Below are 16,633 nucleotides of genomic sequence, written 5' to 3' on the forward strand. Positions count from 1 at the left end.
CGCCTGTCTGGCCGTTTTCGCACTATGTCCATGCAGGACACCGGAGATGGATCTATGACCGCACTTTCCGAAGACAATATTGTGGTTCGCACGCTGCTGAATGTCCTCGACCCGTCCGCCGAGCAGCTCGACGCGTGCTCGAAAAAATCTTTCGTGAAGCTCAACAAGCGTCGCGCCAGGCGGTGCGTGTTCGCAGTTGAGGAGCATCGCGGTGTATCGAGTCGGCCGGCCAACATCGTGGTTGTTGAGCGGTTGTCGTCGTGTACGATCAGCGTCTCGTGGAGCGACCCATGTTCCGGGCGCTACACCGAGCAGATCTGGTGCGGTGGTTTCTCTCATGTTTCGACCGTTTGCGCGCTGACGGGCCGCACGATCAATCGTGGCGACCCGGTGTTTCGTCCGCGCACACGCGAAGTGCGTGTGCCGCCGAATCGGCACCAAATGATTCTTGCCGCGACAATCTGGCATCGGGCCGACCTGGCGATCGCCGGAACATAACACTATCGGTTCGCCATGCTCGCCGCTCTTGCTTCCGCGGGCGGCGCAGAGCGAGCCCCGATTTAACGGGTGATCCGGACTTTCGCCATGCGCCCATTCAGCGCCTTTTTCGTGCTTATCGGCACCTTGCTCGCGGCGGGCGGGTACGGCGCGACATTTTTCCTTTCGATGCATTTCAGTTCCATGGGCGGAAATGATCTTGATACCGGCCTGGCTCTTGCGGAAGCGACTGTCGGTACGCTCGTCGGCGTGCCGCTGGTCGGCTGGTTTGCGCAGCGCATTGGCGCGGCCCGCACGACTGCACTCGCGGCGTTGTGTATCGGCTCGGGCGTGGCAGGGTTCGCATTTGTCGACCGCCTGAGCGCACTTAGCGTCTTTCCCGGTTTTCTCGTCGGATTTGGTTGGGGTGCGTTCTGTCTGGCCGCACCCATGGCGCTCGCGGAACGTACGAGCGATACGGACCGCGGCTTCTGGTTCATGCGGTTCGGTACGATTCAAATGGCCGGCATCGGTGCGTGTCCGGCCATGGCGGCGTTCGCTATTCGCTCATGGCACTGGCCGCTTACGAGCGTGCTTTACATCGTCGGTGGCCTGTGTGCGATGGCGGCAATGATGCTCGAAGTGTTTGGCCGGATCTCGCCGCGCTCGCCCGCCTCACACGTGCAGGAGCGCTGGCTGCGCGAGATCGGCGCCATTAGCCGGACGCGCGCGGCTTATCCGATCATTATGATTTCGCTATGCGCCTGTGTCTTTTCCGGCCTGATGACTTTCCAGATGTCCTTCGTGCAAGGCACGCATGCGAAGGCGGGCACTTTCTTCAGCCTTTACGCGGTGACGGTCGTGGCGGCGCGCTGGCTGCTGACGCGCGTCGTGATCCGGATTCATCGCGAAGTCGCGACAAAACTGCTGCTTGGCATCATGGTGCTCGGTATCGCAGCGATGTTCGCGGTGCCGTATTATGCGTGGCTCCACTCCGCAAGCGCAGTGCTGCTTGGTACGGGCTATGGGCTCGTGTATCCCACCATCCAGGCCCAGGCGGTCAACGACTCAGCGGCGATGCATCGCCATGCCGCGTTGACGTGGTTCGTCGTGGCGTATTTTCTCGGGACGTTCGGCTTTCCGGCTATCGGCGGCTGGGTCATGGTTCATCTGGGCAAGATCGCGTTGATCGCGCTGATCACGATGTGTGGTCTCGCGGCGCTCATGCTTGCGATCTTGCGTGACAAGCGAGATAGATTCAACATCGGGCAGCGCGCGAAAGCCTAGGCCGCGCGCTGCAAATGCACCGCTCTACGGCGCCACTGCATGCAATGCATTGACGAACCGTTCGTCGGAGAGATAAGCGACGTTGAATCGGCAATATGCCGAAACTCGCTCGGAGGCAGGCGAAAAAACGGCGCCCGGCGCGAGTATCACGCCGCGCTCGAGCATGGCCTTTGCGAGCTTCATCGAGTCTGGCCATTCCGGCAACGACGCCCACAAGTACATGCTTTGCTCGCTTTCTTTGAAGATATCCGCGCCAAGTTTCTTTAACGCGTTTTTTGCGGTCGCGGTCGCGCGTTTCAATTTTTCCTGAAGCTGATTGGTATGCCGCAGGAAATGGCCGTCACTGACAATGGCCGCGAGCGTTCGCTCGCTGTATTCGGAACTGCTTACGTGGACCAGCATTTTCACGTCGGCAAGATCGCTCGCGAGCGCGGCGTTGCACGCGAGAAAACCCACGCGCAATGCCGCCGAAACGGACTTTGAAAAGCTGCCGACATAAATCGTGCGACGTAGCTGATCGAGCGTGGCAATACGCGTCAACGAGCGCGGTCGCAAGTCGGCAAAGGCGTCGTCTTCCACGATCGTCGTGTCGTGTATTTCTGCCAGTTGCAGAATGCGATACGCCTTGGCCGCGCTCGTATCCGTGCCCGTAGGGTTGTGTCCGACCGATTGCGTGAAGAACAGCTTCGGCCGATGCTCGAGCATGCAGCGTTCGAGTGCGGCGAGATTCGGGCCGTCCACTTCACGCGGCACGCCAATGATGTTCGCGCCGCTCAACTTCAGTTTGCCGAACAGCGGATAATAACCGGGATCATCTACCAGCACAGTATCGCCGGGGCGTACAAAATAGCGCAACACGAGGTCCATTGCCTGGTTGGCGCCATGCGTCAGGACGATCTGCGAAGGCGCGGCCTCGATCTCGTAGCCGGAGAGTTTTTGCTGCAACGACTGACGTAGCGGCAGATAACCGTAGCGGCTGCCATAGCGAAATAGCGATGCGACACCAGTACGTACAACCCGTTGATGGTACTGATCGAGCCGCGTTGCTTCGAGCCACTCGATAGGCGGAAAGCCTTCGCCGAGGTTAAGAACATCGGGCTTGACCTGCAACTGTTCGCGCATCAACCAGACAGTATCCATCGCCCGATCGAGTACACCCCCTTCGTCGACCTCGCTTGCGGCTTTTATTCCTTGTGCGACGTAAAAGCCTGAACCTCGACGCGGTTCGATCAGGCCGCTCGCGGTGAGTATTTCAAATGCACTGATGACGGTGTTTTTCGAGCAACCGGATGCATCAGCATATTCCCTGATTGAAGGAAGTTTGGTACCCGCGGGAATCACGCCTTCTTCGATCTGTTTGGACAGACTGTCTGCCATGGAACTCGACAGACTCACACCAGTACGCAAACTCATCGACGCGGCTCCGCAGAATAGAAAAGTGTAACCGATACAGCTGCGTAACTGTAAATGCAAACTGTACCTTTTAAATGGGTACGGTCTGCTTATTATTGATCCTTTATTTGATAGGCGCAAGCGTAGATCAATACGGCGACTGTAACCCGAGGGCAATATATGGCTATCGATTCGACACTTCCGAAGTTCCGTTCACTCAAGCCGAAAGAGCGTCTTGCGCACGTCTGCAAGGAAGCCGGTCTCGACGACGCGCAACACGCGCTATTGGCGAAGCCCGGCGCGTTGCCGCTCGACACTGCGAATGGGATGATCGAGAACGTGATCGGTACTTTCGAGTTACCGATGGCGGTTGCTGGCTACTTTCAGATCAACGGCAAAGACGTCATCGTGCCCATGGCGGTTGAAGAGCCGTCCATCGTCGCGGCGGCCTCGTTTATGGCGAAACTCGCGCGAGTGAGCGGCGGTTTTCAGACGTCGAGCACGGGGCCGTTGATGCGCGCACAGGTACAGGTGGTGGGAGTAAGCGATCCGTCCGGCGCGCGACTCTCGATCCTTAAACACAAGGACGAATTGATTGGCCTCGCGAATAGCTGCGACAAGGTGCTCATCGGCCTGGGCGGAGGTTGTCGTGACGTCGAGGTCCATGTGTTTCCCGACACGCCGCGCGGTCCGATGATCGTCGCGCACCTGATCGTCGACGTTCGCGATGCCATGGGCGCGAACACTGTCAATACGATGGCCGAGTCGGTCGCGGATCGAATCGAGCAGATCACCGGCGGCAAGGTGCGTCTTCGTATTCTGTCGAACCTCGCCGATTTGCGACTCGCGCGCGCCTCGGTGCGCTATTCGGCTGACACGTTGGCAACCAGGGAATATTCCGGCGGGGACGTGATCGACGGTGTGATCGATGCCTATCTTTTCGCAGCGACGGACCCGTATCGCGCGGCGACGCACAACAAAGGCATCATGAACGGCATCGATCCGGTGATCGTCGCGACCGGCAACGACTGGCGCGCGGTGGAAGCGGGCGCTCATGCATATGCGGCGCGGGGCGGCCGTTATACCTCGCTCACCACGTGGGAGAAAGCGCAGAACGGTGATCTCGTCGGGACGATTGAGATGCCGATGCCGGTCGGCCTTGTTGGCGGAGCAACGAAGACTCACCCGCTCGCGCGTCTCGCGCTGAAGATCATGGACGTGAAATCTGCGCAGGAACTCGGCGAGATTGCGGTGGCTGTCGGCCTCGCGCAAAACATGGGTGCATTGCGCGCGCTTGCAACGGAAGGCATCCAACGCGGACACATGACCCTGCACGCACGCAATATCGCATTGGGCGCGGGCGCAACGGGTAGCGATGTTGACTGGGTAGTCAAGAAAATGATAACTTCGATGGACTTCCGCACTGACTTCGCAATAGAGATGCTGGAGGGTCCGCGCGATGCATGACATCTTCGTGGATGCGATTTCCCGGAACCGTAATCGACGGTTTTTTGCAAGTCGGAATAGCACAAAATTAGCTTCGACAATATCTTTTCATCAACACCCGTCACATCGCGACAGCAGGAGTACGTGTAGTCGTGTACCGATAAGCGATCTGGCGGATCACATTTCCCGATATATGAGTTGGCTTTCGCCGCCCCTGTATGAGTTGCGTTCGTCGGGGGAGCGATCATTCTTGCGACGTCTTTACTTATTAAGTTAGACGGAATAGAAACGGTACTCGAAGATACACGACGATGTCCCGGCCGTGAATGCGACGGCGCAAAGCGTACGCACTAGTAAAACACGTTGCTCAGGAGACAGACATTGAAACAATCCAGCGTCATGACGACACCTACCGCAGGCGACGATTCAGGCCTTCATGCGCACGTCGACGCTTCTGCCTTCACGCTGGCCGAAGTGTGGGGTGATACGGTCGATCTGCGCCACCTGGCGTGGTCCGTGGCGCTGGGTGTGGCGATTAGCGTCGCCGCGTTCGAGGCGGGCAACGCGGTATTGTCATCCGCCGTGAGCGATGCAGCCATCGTGCGAGCCTATGCCATGCTGATTGGACTGGGCGGGTGCCTCGTGGCGGGTGCGCTCAGTGCATTTTTCTTCCGACCGAAGCGCATCGTGATCGACCAGACGGTCGATGAATCGGACCGCCTGCATGTGTTGAAGCAACTCGCCGAAGAGTGGGGCGGTATTGGCTCGCTTGCCGATCTCCCTGCGAGCGCCGAAGCCGAATTGAAGGAGCTGGGCCTCTACGATCTATTCGCTACCTACGAATCTTACGAGCAAGCGGCGCAAGCAAAAGGGGAACGCTGATGGACTCGCTGCTCCACCAGCTTCCCATGGCCCTGACAATGGGACTGCTTGGCGCCGTCGTTTTCGCGGCGATCGGCCTTGTCTCAGGCACCGACGAAACCACCACGATCGCGCCATTGACCCTGCTCGTTGCCCTGCTTGGCGTGCCGCCGGCCGGCGTATTTACTTTCTTCATGGCGGGTGCGGTCGCCAAGCACATGACCCACGCTATTCCAACCGCCTTGCTGGGCATTCCCGGCGACACCATGGCCGCGCCTCTGCTCCAGCAAGCCGCGATGCTGCGCGCGCTGGGTGTCCCGCATATCGCATTGCGCAAGATGATCTCCGGCGCGATCGTGGCGGCTTTCGTCGCGTTGCCTTTCGCCGTGTTGTTCGCAATGATTCTTGCGCCGTTCGGTGGATTAATCACGCGCGCGGCGCCGTGGGTGTTCCTGTTCGCGGCAGTATGCATCGCCTATTTCTCGGCGGGACGATGGGCCGCGGTGTTTCTGCTGATACCGTTCGTGTTGCTGATCGTCGGATTGCAGGCCCTTACGCGTAGTCATGGCTTGAATCTGAGTGTGAGCTATTTTCTCGGCATTGCGATCGGCCCGCTGATTGCCGATCTGTTCTCGATACTTTCACCGGTGGAGCGGCGTCGTATGCGTCGCGATAGCGTGTCGAAATTCGCGCTGGCGCCGGATCTCAAAGGCTGGGACGGCTACTTTCCGAATCCATTGAAAGTACTCGATCGGCAACAGACTGCCTACACCGTCGCGACCGCTGCTGTGTCGAGCGCAACCTTCGTGTTCAGTCCTGTAGCAATGACGGTGCTGATGGGCGAAATAGTCGGAGCGCGAATCAGGCATGCCTATCACCGCTTGACGACCGTGATCGCTGTGCGCAATGGTGTGACCGAAGCGACATACATTGCCGAGGCGCTGATTCCGCTCGTTGCGTTCGGCTTGCCGCTCAGCCCGGTGGCCGCAGGGCCGGCCGCACCGCTTTTCAATGCACCGCCGCGCTTCACCGTGAATGCAGTGACAGGACACATCGACAACCTGCACACGTTGATGACGACGGGGCAGTTCTTTATTTTCGGCCTGCTGTCCATTCTGCTTGCGGCACTTATTGCTTATCCTCTCGCGATGAACTACGCGCACCGCGCTGCCTCTTTCGTTGCGCGAAAACTGAGTCATGAAGCGATTATTGCGACGTTTTCCGGGCTGATCGTAGTGATCGGTCTTTGGGAGGGACAGTTGTTGGGGCTTGCGGTGATCCTTACTGTTGGACTGTTCGGTGGGCTACTTTCCCGGCTGTTTTCCTTCAATGCAGGCGTACAGTTCATGGGTTATTACGCCGCTGTACTGAGCGTGCCGGCGATGATCAAACTCTTCTAATGAAAGAGACGTACCTGTCGCTATTGAGTTTTGATCGTTGCGAATTCAACCGTGTTTGGCATCGAGTCCGAGCAAACCGCGAATCTTGTCTTCCGTCTCCGCATAGCGGCCTTCGCCGAAATGGCTATAGACGAGTTTGCCGTTCTGATCGAACAGATAGAGCGCGGGCCAGTACTGATTGCCGTACGCGTTCCACGTTGCGTACTGGTTATCCTGCGCAACCGGATACTCGATGCCGAAGCGCTTCACCGCGTTCTTCAGATTGCCGGTGTCGTGCTCAAATGAATACTCGGGCGTATGTACGCCGACCACCACGAGTCCTTTGTCGCGATAGCGGGCGTACCAATCCTTGACATACGGAAGCGTGTGCGCGCAGTTGATGCAATCGAACGTCCAGAACTCGACGAGTACGATTTTGCCGCGCAGCTGCTTCTGGTCGAGCGGCGCACTGTTGATCCAGTTACTTATGCCCTTGAAATCCGGTGCGGACATTCCGGTTCCCAACGAGGACATCTGATCGGTCGCGCTGCCGGTATAGGCGAAGCCGGCGAGCAACGCTGCGCCTGCCATGCCGGCGACGATGGTAGCCATCTTGAGGCGGTCGAACATGAGGGAAATCTCCAATGGGTGAGCATTTGAGCTAATTGGAGCGCATGGACGTATCTGGCTTATGTCCGCGATTTGCGGGTGTGAAACGCTTTGTGTCCGTCGGACTGTGAGGTACGTTTCGATACACAATGCATGCGTAAGCGGACACCACATAAAGCGCTTTGTATCGCCATGTATCGCGCACCGCTATCGATACATGGTGTTGCGTATTGCGCGCCCGCTGAAATTTCCCCGATACATGAGAGCGGTGGAATACGGCTCATGGCTTTATGCGTCGTCTCGCGCGACGTTCGATGCCGGTCCGTCCAACTATCTACCGTGTGGATACCGATCTCATGTTACTCATCGTCATCGCATTTCTGGGCGGCGCGTTCACCGTGCTGAGTCCTTGTATCCTGCCCGTCGTGCCGTTTGTGTTCGCGCGCGCCGACCGGCCGTTCGTCACCGAGCGCCTGCCTCTTCTGATCGGCCTTGCCTGCACCTTTGCGCTGGTCACTGGGCTCGGCACGGCCGGTCTGAGCGGCGCGGCACAACTCAATGAATACGGCCGCTGGATTTCGCTCGCGCTGTTCGCCGCGTTCGGCGCGGCATTGCTGTTTCCACAGATCGCGTCGCGGCTGTCGCACCCGCTGTCCGGTCTCGCCGACCGCTTCGTTGCGCATTCGCAAGACGCTGGCACGACGCGGCGGATCGGCTCGGCCGTATTGCTCGGCGCGGCGACCGGTCTGCTGTGGGCGCCTTGTGCGGGCCCGATTCTCGGCCTGATCCTGACTGGCGCGGCGTTACACGGCGCCACGTGGCAAACCGGCGCCGCGCTCGCTGCCTACGCAGGCGGCGCAGCCTGTTCGCTGGCGGTAGCGTGCGGACTAGGCAAACGTTCACTCGATATGCTCAAGCGGTCCTTCGGCGTCGGCGAGGGCTTGCGCCGTGCCATGGGCGCGCTCGTGCTGCTCACCGTAGGGGCGATTTCGTTTGGCGTCGACACGCGGCTTCTCGCGCATATTCCGGCCGCGCCGACAAACTTGATCGAAAACCGGCTGGTCAGCCTGGTTACGGCGAAGAAGCCGAAGACCACACCACGCAAGCAGCGGCACGAAGGCCGGGTCATGCGCGTGTCGCTCCCCGCCGCGCAGCCCGCGCTGTCGGTGGAGGGCCGCTTGCCGTCGCTGGACGGCGCGACCACCTGGCTGAACAGCACGCCTCTTTCCAGCGACACATTGCGCGGCAAAGTCGTCGTGGTCAACTTCTGGACTTACTCGTGCATTAACTGCCTGCGCACGCTGCCTTACTTGAAGACCTGGGCCCAGCGCTATCACGACGACGGCCTCGTCGTAGTCGGCGTGCACACGCCCGAGTTCGGCTTTGAGCACGACGCGGGCAACGTGAAACGCGCGCTCAATGACCTGAACATCCGCTACCCGGTGGCAATCGATAACGACTACCGAATCTGGCAAGCGTTCGGCAATCAGTACTGGCCGGCGTTCTATATTGTCGATGCGCAGGGCCGCATCAGGTATCACCATTTTGGCGAGGGCGGGTACGGCGAAGCGGAACAGGCGATCAGGCAACTGCTTGCCGACAACGGCAATCCGATGCCCGCCGGCACTCAGGAAACGGTGCAGGCGAACGGCGCGCAAGCCGCCGCCGATCCGGCGGACGTCGGATCGGGCGAGACCTACGTGGGCTATCGAGAGGCGCAAGGCTTTGCATCGGCGCAACGTGTGAAGCGCGACGCAAACGGCACGTACACGCTGCCCACGCAATTGCCGCTCAACAACTGGGGACTCGCAGGCGAGTGGAACATCGGCGCTGAATCCGCCGTGCCGACAGCGTCGGGCGCACGCATCGCCTATCGCTTCCATGCGCGCGATCTGCATCTGGTGTTGGCGCCCGCGGCGGACGGCAAGCCGGTGCGCTTCCGCGTCACGATCGACGGTGCGCCTCCGGGTGCGGCGCACGGCGCGGATGTTGCCAGTGACGGCACGGGCGTCGTTACCGGCGCGCGTCTATATCAGCTCGTTCGCCAGCCCGGTGCAGTTGCGGACCACACGTTCGAGATCGAATTCCTCGATGCCGGCGTGAAGGCATTCAGCTTCACATTTGGCTGACGGTGGCCGATCACGCTGTTGGCGAAACCGAACTCAGAAACTGGTGAATCTCGGACACCACGGCCGCGCCGTCGCCCACCGCGGCGGCGACGCGTTTCGCCGATGCGGCCCTCGCGTCGCCGATCGCGAAGACGCCGGGCACGTTCGTCTGCAACGCGAAGCAGCCGGTCTCTAGCCGGGCGTCGGCGGCATAGCCGGTCTTGACGAAACCGCGTTCGTCGATCTCGACATTGCAATCGCGCAGCCAGTGCGTGTTCGGATCGGCGCCGGTGAAGAGGAACAGATGGCGCGTGGCAACGCAATGTGGACCGTCGGGCGTGTCGCAAACGACGGATTCGAGTCCCCACTGATCGCTCGTGACGGCCGAGACGACCGTGTTTATATGCAGCACGATATTGTTCAGCGAGGCGATGCGATCGATCAGATAGCGCGACATGCTTTTGGCAAGATCGTCGCCGCGAATCAGCATGTGGACGCGGCTCGCGTGCGACGCGAGGAACACCGCGGCCTGGCCGGCCGAGTTGCCACCGCCGATCAGCACGACTTCGGCGCCCCGGCACAAACGCCCTTCGACGGACGACGCCCAGTAGTAGATACCGCGTTCGTTCACCGCTTCGAGTCCGGCAATCGCAGGTCGCCTGTACGCTGCCCCTGTTGCGATGACGACGGTGTGCGAAGCGATTCGCTGTCCGTCTTCGAGCGTCAGTTGAAACGGCGTCTGCGCGCAATCGAGCGTCTCGATTCTGACAGGCATGACGATCTCTGCGCCGAACTTGACGGCTTGAACGAATGCATTAGCGGCCAGTTCATGGCCTGACACGCCAGTGGGAAAGCCGAGATAGTTTTCGATGCGCGCGCTCGCGCCGGCCTGGCCGCCTGGGCCGTGCCCGTCGAACACGATCACCGACAGCCCCTCCGACGCGGCATAAACCGCTGCGGCTAGACCCGCCGGCCCCGCGCCGACCACAGCGACGTCGTACGTCCGGGCGGCGTCTACTTCGAGCAGCAGACCGAGTTTCGCCGACAATTCCCGCGGGGCTGGATTGCGCAGCAGAGTACCGTCCGCGAGCATGACGAGAGGGTAATCGTTTTCCCAGCCGTCCAGACCCGCGAACAGTTCGCGCACATCGGGATCGGTATCGGGATCGGCCACCGAATACGGATGATCGAGTCGATGCAGCAAACCTTCCAGTTCGACCAGTTTCATGTCGCCCACAGGGCCGATCAATACTGGCCCGCAACCTTCCTGCACGAGACCGAAACGGCGCAGAATCACCGAGCGCATGATCGTTTCGCCGATGTGTGCGTCAGCGACCAGCATTGCGCGAATCTGTTCAGGCTGAATCATCAGCGCTTCGACGTCAGTGAGCGCGAGACCGTCTGCGAGCGCAGGCTTGCCGGTTAACTGCGCGACTTCGCCGAGAAACTGGCCGGCGCTCAATTCAGCGATGACTTGCGATCGGCCAAGTCCGTCACGCCGCGTGAGTCTCGCTTGTCCACTGAGCAGCACGCGCATGCCCAGTCCTGGCTGTCCTGTGCGAAACATGACGTCGCCCGCATTCCAGTGTTCGAGCGTGCCGAAGCGCCGCATCTTGCCGATGTCGGCTTCGCTGAAACGCGGATAGAGATGATCGCGCGGCGCGCCGAGCGATGCGGGAAGGCGCGGCGCCGACGTGTGGTGGTTACTTCGATTCTGGTTCATCGCATGCCTTTCCTTGCGCGCCGGCCAAGCTCTGCCGCGCATGCTGCGCAGCGGTTCGCCAACTGCCAATCATGCGGGCGGCCTGAGCGGCGGTCAATACAAACGAAGGTATGGCACGGAGGACATGGCACGCAATTGCAAGAAATTCTGCCGACCCGTTCGCAAGCTAGACCGACGAGGTCGCGCATGCATGAACCCTTGCTTCCATATGATGGTGCTCACCGCATCGAACGGTAGTCGGCGAACGTCCGGCACTTTTGTAGCGCAGTGTATCTGCGGCGCGTCTGGAAAAATTGGCTTGCAAAGCCATACCTGACGGAAATACGGCGGATACGTTCAGCCAGTCAAATGAAAACTCTTATTGGAGGCATGATGACTGAACTATGGCGTTTATCCGCGGCTGAACTAGCCGGGCTGGTCAGAACCCGCAACGTGTCCGCGCGCGAAGCCGCGCAATCCGCGCTTGAGCGGCTCGATGCGGTGAATCCCAAAGTTAACGCAGTGGTGGCGCATCGACCTGAGTTGGTCCTCAAGCAAGCGGACAACGTCGACCGCGCGATAGCGCGCGGCGAAGATCCAGGGCTGCTCGCCGGTGTGCCGGTCACAACCAAAATCAACACGGATCACGCCGGTTTCGCGACTACTAACGGCACGCGGTTGCAAGAGAACCTGGTCGCGCAGGCTAATAGTCCCGCCGTCGATAATCTTGCAAAAGCTGGCGCAGTGCTACTTGGCCGTAGCAATTCACCGACCTTTGCGCTGCGCTGGTTCACCTCCAACCAGGTACATGGCCGCACGCTAAATCCGCGCAATCCGAAATTGACGCCGGGCGGCTCGACCGGCGGCGGCGCGGCGGCGGTTACCGCGGGCATCGGCCAACTCGCGCTTGGCACGGACATCGGTGGCTCACTGCGCTATCCCGCCTACGCATGCGGCGTACACGGACTCCGGCCGACTTTCGGTCGCGTGCCGGCTTTCAATGCGTCGTCGCCGGAGCGCGCGATTGGGGCGCAGTTGATGTCCGCGACCGGACCCATCGCGCGCACGGTGGAAGACCTGCGCCTCGGTCTCGCCGCGCTCGCCGCTTCCGATCTGCGCGATCCCTGGTATATGCCGATGCCGCTCGAAGGCCGTGCGGTGCCGCTGCGCGCGGCCGTTTGCCTGCGGCCGGGCGGCTTGCAGATTGCGAAGGAAGTAGAGGACGCATTGCTCGACGCAACTCGGCGTTTGGTCGATGCCGGCTGGACCATCGAGGAAATCGACGACGTGCCGGCGATCCGCGAATCTGCGCAGCTGCAGGAGCGGCTATGGCTCGGCGACGGTTTCGACGCGCTCGCCGAGATGGTGGCGAGTGACGGCGATCCAGGCGCCCACGCGGTCATCGCGGCCGCTCGCCTGAAAGTGAAGGATCTCCCCGCCGACGTAATCAGCCGCTCGCTCGTGCGGCGCACCACGTTGCTGCGTCAATGGCGGCTGTTCCTTGACCAATACGCAGTCGTGCTGATGCCGGTCTCTTCGGAACTGCCTTTCCCCGAAGACCTCGACATGCAGGGTACCGCAGGTTTCGACCGCGTGTGGGAAGCGCAGTTGACGATGCGCGCCGTGCCGGCGATGGGCTTGCCGGGGTTGGCCGTGACGACGCAACTCGTCGACGGCGTGCCGGTCGGTGTCCAGATCGTCGCGGCGCACTTCCGCGAGGACCTGTGTCTACTCGCGGGCGAAGCAATCGAAGCTCGCGGTGTGCCGGCTTCGCCGATCGATCCGGAATTTTGAACGGGTAACTTTTGTGCCCGGTGCTCGCGCCGGGCTGATCGCACACTACCATCGTGATGATAAAAGCATGTCCAAATATCGGGTATGCACTTTATTGGTCCCTGTGATTCCCGATGCCAGTGAGCTGCTGGCAGCAAGATCGACGTGCGCAAAATCACATCGTTTTAACCGACCGTATGTGTCTGCGATTTATTGTGGAAGCTTGAGGCAGTTCGGCGATTCTGGTAAATCGAAAAAACTTGCCGCTTTTTAATATAGCGTGTACGCTTTAATGAGTCGATTGGTTCGGATCTTCGAAGCAGTCCGCCCGGGTGGACGCATTGGAGGATGACTCTCATGAGCAAGACGCGTATCGCCGTGATTGGCGCCGGTCTTGGCGGCACCGCCGCCGCCGCGCTGCTGCAAGGCAGCGGCTACGACGTAAAGTTATACGAGCAGGCGCGGGGCTTCTCGCGTCTGGACGAGGGCATTCACCTCGGGCCCAACGTCATGAAGGTGATGCGGCGGATCGGCTGCGAAGATGCGTTGAACGCAATGGGGTCGCGCCCGGACTTCTGGTTCAGTCGCCACTGGAAAACCGCGGAGCCCACTGCTGGAATTCCACTCGGCGCCCACGCTCTCGAGGCCTACGGCGCAAATTATCTGACCGTGCACCGCGCCGATCTCCATGCCCTGATAACGAGCATCGTTGCTCCGCACACGATTATATTCGGCAAACGCCTGCACGCTCTGGAAGAAACAGACTACGACGTGCGCATGCTCTTTACCGACGGCACCGAGGAAACCGCGGATCTGGTGATCGGGGCCGACGGCCTGAAGTCCAAAGTTCGCGAACATCTTCTCGATGAAGAGCCGCCACGGTACACCGGGTATGTGGAACATCGCGCGGTCTTGCCTGCTTCGCTATTAGGCTACAAATCTTATGACGCATGTGTGAAATGGTGGTCGAACGACCGCTACATGCTGGCCTATTACGTCAATGGCAAGCGTAGCGAGTACTTCTATGTGACCGGCGTACCGGAGAGAGAATGGCCTGCCGGCGTGTCGATGATGGGAAGTAGCCGCGAAGAAATGAAGGAGGCATTTATCGGTTTTCATGCGGACGTTCAGCATCTGATCGACATATCGCCGTCGGTGACCAAGCGGCCGCTGTTCGAACGTGACGGCACGCCGCTATGGAGTTTCGGACGCCTGGCGCTGCTTGGCGACGCGTGCCGTTTCCTTAGTCCACATAGGGGTCACGCTGCGGCGATGGGAATCGAAGACGCCGCGATGCTGACGCGTTGTCTCGACGAGACGGGCATCGGCGATTACGCGAATGCGTTCGCACTGTACGAGGCAAATCGCTCGGCGCGTACGACGAAAGCGCAGTGCGCTTCGCGCAATGGCATAGGGTTGAGTTCGGACGACGACCCCTCGTGGGCCTACGACTATGACGTGTTCAACGTGCCATTCATGATGTCGGGAACGGAAAGGTTTTCTACTGTTAGCGCGGAGTTCCGGCAGTAAGCAGGCGGCAAGTTCAACGTGCTATTCGTGCGGTATTCAGGGTTCGTCCATCCATCGTAATCGAGCGTCAGTTCGACGGCCTTCGGCGGAGTCCGGCGAATTCGGACTGCCGTGTCGCGACCGATCCGCGTATGGAATAGAACGGCAGGTCAGATTGTTATCAGTGGTTCGATCCGTACGTTCTGCGCTCAGGATCCGTTCATTCAAATGCGAACCACCAACATGAATTCAATTTTTTCGTCCGGGCTGAAACGGCTTTATGCCGTATGTCTGATCGCTAGCGTCTGGAGCACGCAAGCGCATGCCGAGGTGAAGATCGGCGTCACCGTGTCGGCTACCGGCTCGGCCGCTTCACTCGGCATCTCGCAGAAGAACACCATTGCGTTGTTGCCGAAAGAAATAGCGGGGCAAAAGATCGACTACATCGTGCTGGACGACGCGTCGGACCCGACTCTCGCTGTCAGGAATACGCGCAAGCTCACGAGCGAGGATCATGTCGACGCATTGATCGGCTCGACCATCGTGCCGAATTCGCTGGCGATGATTGATGTTGCCGCACAGAGTTCCACACCCATGATTGCGTTGGCCGCAGCTGCATCGATCGTCGAGCCGATGGACGCGAAACGTTCATGGGTTTTCAAGACGCCGCAGAACGATGCGCTAATGGCCGCTGGCATCGTGCAAAACATGGTGGTGCATCAGGTGAAAACCGTGGGCTTCATTGGTTTCGCGGATGCGTACGGCGAAAGCTGGCTTACCGAATTCAAAAGGGATGCGGAAAAGGCGAACATCAAGCTCGTTGCTAGCGAGCGATTCGCGCGCAACGACACGTCAGTGATGGGACAGGTGTTGAAGATCGTGTCGCAGAACCCGGACGCCGTGTTGATCGCCGGTGCGGGTACACCCGCCGCATTACCGCAAAAGACCTTGAAAGAGCGTGGCTATAAAGGTTTGTATTATCAGACACACGGGGTCGCGAACAATGATTTTCTGCGCGTCTGCGGTAAGGATTGCGATGGCACGCTCCTTCCGGCGGGTCCATTGCTAGTCTCCGCTCAGCTGCCCGATTCGAACCCCGTGAAGCGCAGCGCGCTTGCCTACAGGCAGGCATACGATATAGCGTACGGCGCAGGCACAGTGTCAACTTTCGGCGGCAATGCATGGGACGCGGGGCTGTTGCTGCAACACGCAATCCCGCTGGCGCTCAAGAAGGCACAGCCCGGAAGTGAAGCGTTCCGCGAGGCGCTGCGTTCGGCGCTTGAAGGCACAGCCGATCTGCATACGTCCCAGGGCGTCGTGAATATGACTGCAGCAGATCATTCCGGTCTCGACGAACGTGCGCGCGTGATGGTGCAGATCGTGAATGGCACATGGCGGCTCGCTGCCAACTAAACATACGAAGCGTGAATATCCGGCGCGGCAGGCACGCTTGCTCCGCGCCAAAAGTCGCGCGCGGAAATTTTACGCAGTGGACGACCCTGGAATGCTAGGCGGAAGGCAGTGTCACAGTGATGATCGTCGATCCCAGCAGGCGCTCGGCCAGATCGAGATGAACCGGTCGATCGCCCCACCAGCGCGAGAGCCCTTTGCGTGTGCGATGTCCGAGCACGACGATATCCGAATTGAAAATCGCCGCGTGCCGCAAAACGGCGTCGACCGTGTGTCCGAAAGTAAGGTATCCGTGCGCGGTAATCCCATTGTCCGCAAGTTTGCCGATAGCGGTTCGCAGCGTATGGCGGCCGAATTCTTCGAGACGCGTATAGGCGAGATCGCTGAGCATCCCCGCAGAATTCGCGTTCGCGCTTGCCGCATCCACTACCGACATCACATCGACTTGTGCCGATAATGCCAGCGACAGTTCCGCACAGCGCGACAGCGCGGCCTGAGATTCGTCCGTGCCGTCGTACACGAGTAGCATTCTGGAAAAGGAAGGCATGTTCTGTATCTATCGTCGCTTGGGTCCGCATCGCGCCGGATCCCGATCTAGGAAATGAATGTTTCGCGGGAGCGATCTCTTCGTTCGCCTGCGGTGACTGTGCGGTAGCTAACACCACAACACGTCATGCCAT

13 protein-coding genes are annotated in these 16,633 nt (G+C 60.0%); 9 read left to right on the forward strand and 4 right to left on the reverse strand.

From position 1 onward, the window contains the following. Window positions 1-54 precede the first annotated feature (54 nt). Together PQQ95_RS13500 and PQQ95_RS13505 are read left to right on the forward strand one after the other, a co-directional pair. Window positions 55-498 carry a DUF3331 domain-containing protein gene (locus tag PQQ95_RS13500; protein ID WP_408437999.1) on the forward strand — a complete coding sequence of 148 codons (444 nt, stop codon included), beginning with the start codon at window positions 55-57 and terminating at the stop codon, window positions 496-498. A gap of 87 nt (window positions 499-585) precedes the next feature. Continuing rightward, on the forward strand, window positions 586-1,764 hold the full coding sequence (locus tag PQQ95_RS13505; protein WP_408437876.1) for an MFS transporter: 1,179 nt from the start codon (window positions 586-588) through the stop codon (window positions 1,762-1,764). Window positions 1,765-1,788: 24 nt separating this feature from the next. Here PQQ95_RS13505 and PQQ95_RS13510 read toward each other — a convergent pair whose 3' ends face one another. Continuing rightward, window positions 1,789-3,177, reverse strand: a complete 1,389-nt coding sequence (locus tag PQQ95_RS13510; RefSeq protein ID WP_408437877.1) for an aminotransferase-like domain-containing protein — start codon at window positions 3,175-3,177, stop codon at window positions 1,789-1,791. 159 nt (window positions 3,178-3,336) lie between these two features. Between PQQ95_RS13510 and PQQ95_RS13515 the strand changes: the two genes are divergently transcribed. From PQQ95_RS13515 to PQQ95_RS13525, 3 genes are all read left to right on the forward strand, one after another. Further along, a complete protein-coding gene (locus PQQ95_RS13515; protein ID WP_408437878.1) occupies window positions 3,337-4,623 on the forward strand; it encodes a hydroxymethylglutaryl-CoA reductase, degradative in 1,287 nt (428 codons plus the stop codon). Between the two features lie 378 nt (window positions 4,624-5,001). Beyond that, a complete protein-coding gene (locus PQQ95_RS13520) occupies window positions 5,002-5,484 on the forward strand; it encodes a hypothetical protein (RefSeq protein WP_408438000.1) in 483 nt (160 codons plus the stop codon). Then, window positions 5,484-6,863 (forward strand): tripartite tricarboxylate transporter permease, encoded by a 1,380-nt coding sequence (locus PQQ95_RS13525; protein WP_408437879.1) that lies wholly within the window; start codon window positions 5,484-5,486, stop codon window positions 6,861-6,863. Before PQQ95_RS13520 ends, PQQ95_RS13525 begins: the two co-directional genes overlap by 1 nt. 45 nt (window positions 6,864-6,908) lie before the next feature. Here the strand turns inward: PQQ95_RS13525 and PQQ95_RS13530 are convergent, their stop codons facing one another. Then, window positions 6,909-7,472 (reverse strand): thioredoxin family protein, encoded by a 564-nt coding sequence (locus tag PQQ95_RS13530; RefSeq protein ID WP_408437880.1) that lies wholly within the window; start codon window positions 7,470-7,472, stop codon window positions 6,909-6,911. A gap of 335 nt (window positions 7,473-7,807) precedes the next feature. Here PQQ95_RS13530 and PQQ95_RS13535 point away from each other — a divergent pair, with 335 nt between their 5' ends. Further along, on the forward strand, window positions 7,808-9,580 hold the full coding sequence (locus PQQ95_RS13535; protein WP_408437881.1) for a cytochrome c biogenesis protein DipZ: 1,773 nt from the start codon (window positions 7,808-7,810) through the stop codon (window positions 9,578-9,580). A gap of 10 nt (window positions 9,581-9,590) precedes the next feature. Here the strand turns inward: PQQ95_RS13535 and PQQ95_RS13540 are convergent, their stop codons facing one another. Then, window positions 9,591-11,282, reverse strand: a complete 1,692-nt coding sequence (locus PQQ95_RS13540) for an FAD-dependent oxidoreductase (RefSeq protein ID WP_408437882.1) — start codon at window positions 11,280-11,282, stop codon at window positions 9,591-9,593. Between the two features lie 372 nt (window positions 11,283-11,654). On the opposite strand from PQQ95_RS13540, the gene PQQ95_RS13545 reads away from it, so the two are divergent. From PQQ95_RS13545 to PQQ95_RS13555, 3 genes are all read left to right on the forward strand, one after another. Then, complete coding sequence (locus PQQ95_RS13545) at window positions 11,655-13,055, forward strand: amidase family protein (protein ID WP_408438001.1); 1,401 nt, start codon at window positions 11,655-11,657, stop codon at window positions 13,053-13,055. 336 nt (window positions 13,056-13,391) lie between these two features. Further along, window positions 13,392-14,564 carry an FAD-dependent monooxygenase gene (locus PQQ95_RS13550; protein ID WP_408437883.1) on the forward strand — a complete coding sequence of 391 codons (1,173 nt, stop codon included), beginning with the start codon at window positions 13,392-13,394 and terminating at the stop codon, window positions 14,562-14,564. Between the two features lie 222 nt (window positions 14,565-14,786). Next, on the forward strand, window positions 14,787-15,956 hold the full coding sequence (locus tag PQQ95_RS13555) for an ABC transporter substrate-binding protein (protein ID WP_408437884.1): 1,170 nt from the start codon (window positions 14,787-14,789) through the stop codon (window positions 15,954-15,956). A 94-nt stretch (window positions 15,957-16,050) separates the two neighbouring features. Here PQQ95_RS13555 and PQQ95_RS13560 read toward each other — a convergent pair whose 3' ends face one another. Next, window positions 16,051-16,500: a universal stress protein gene (locus PQQ95_RS13560; RefSeq protein ID WP_408437885.1), complete on the reverse strand. Its 450-nt coding sequence runs from the start codon at window positions 16,498-16,500 to the stop codon at window positions 16,051-16,053. Window positions 16,501-16,633 lie beyond the last annotated feature (133 nt).

This window comes from Paraburkholderia caffeinilytica (genome assembly GCF_046030355.1).
Taxonomy (GTDB): domain Bacteria; phylum Pseudomonadota; class Gammaproteobacteria; order Burkholderiales; family Burkholderiaceae; genus Paraburkholderia; species Paraburkholderia caffeinilytica_B.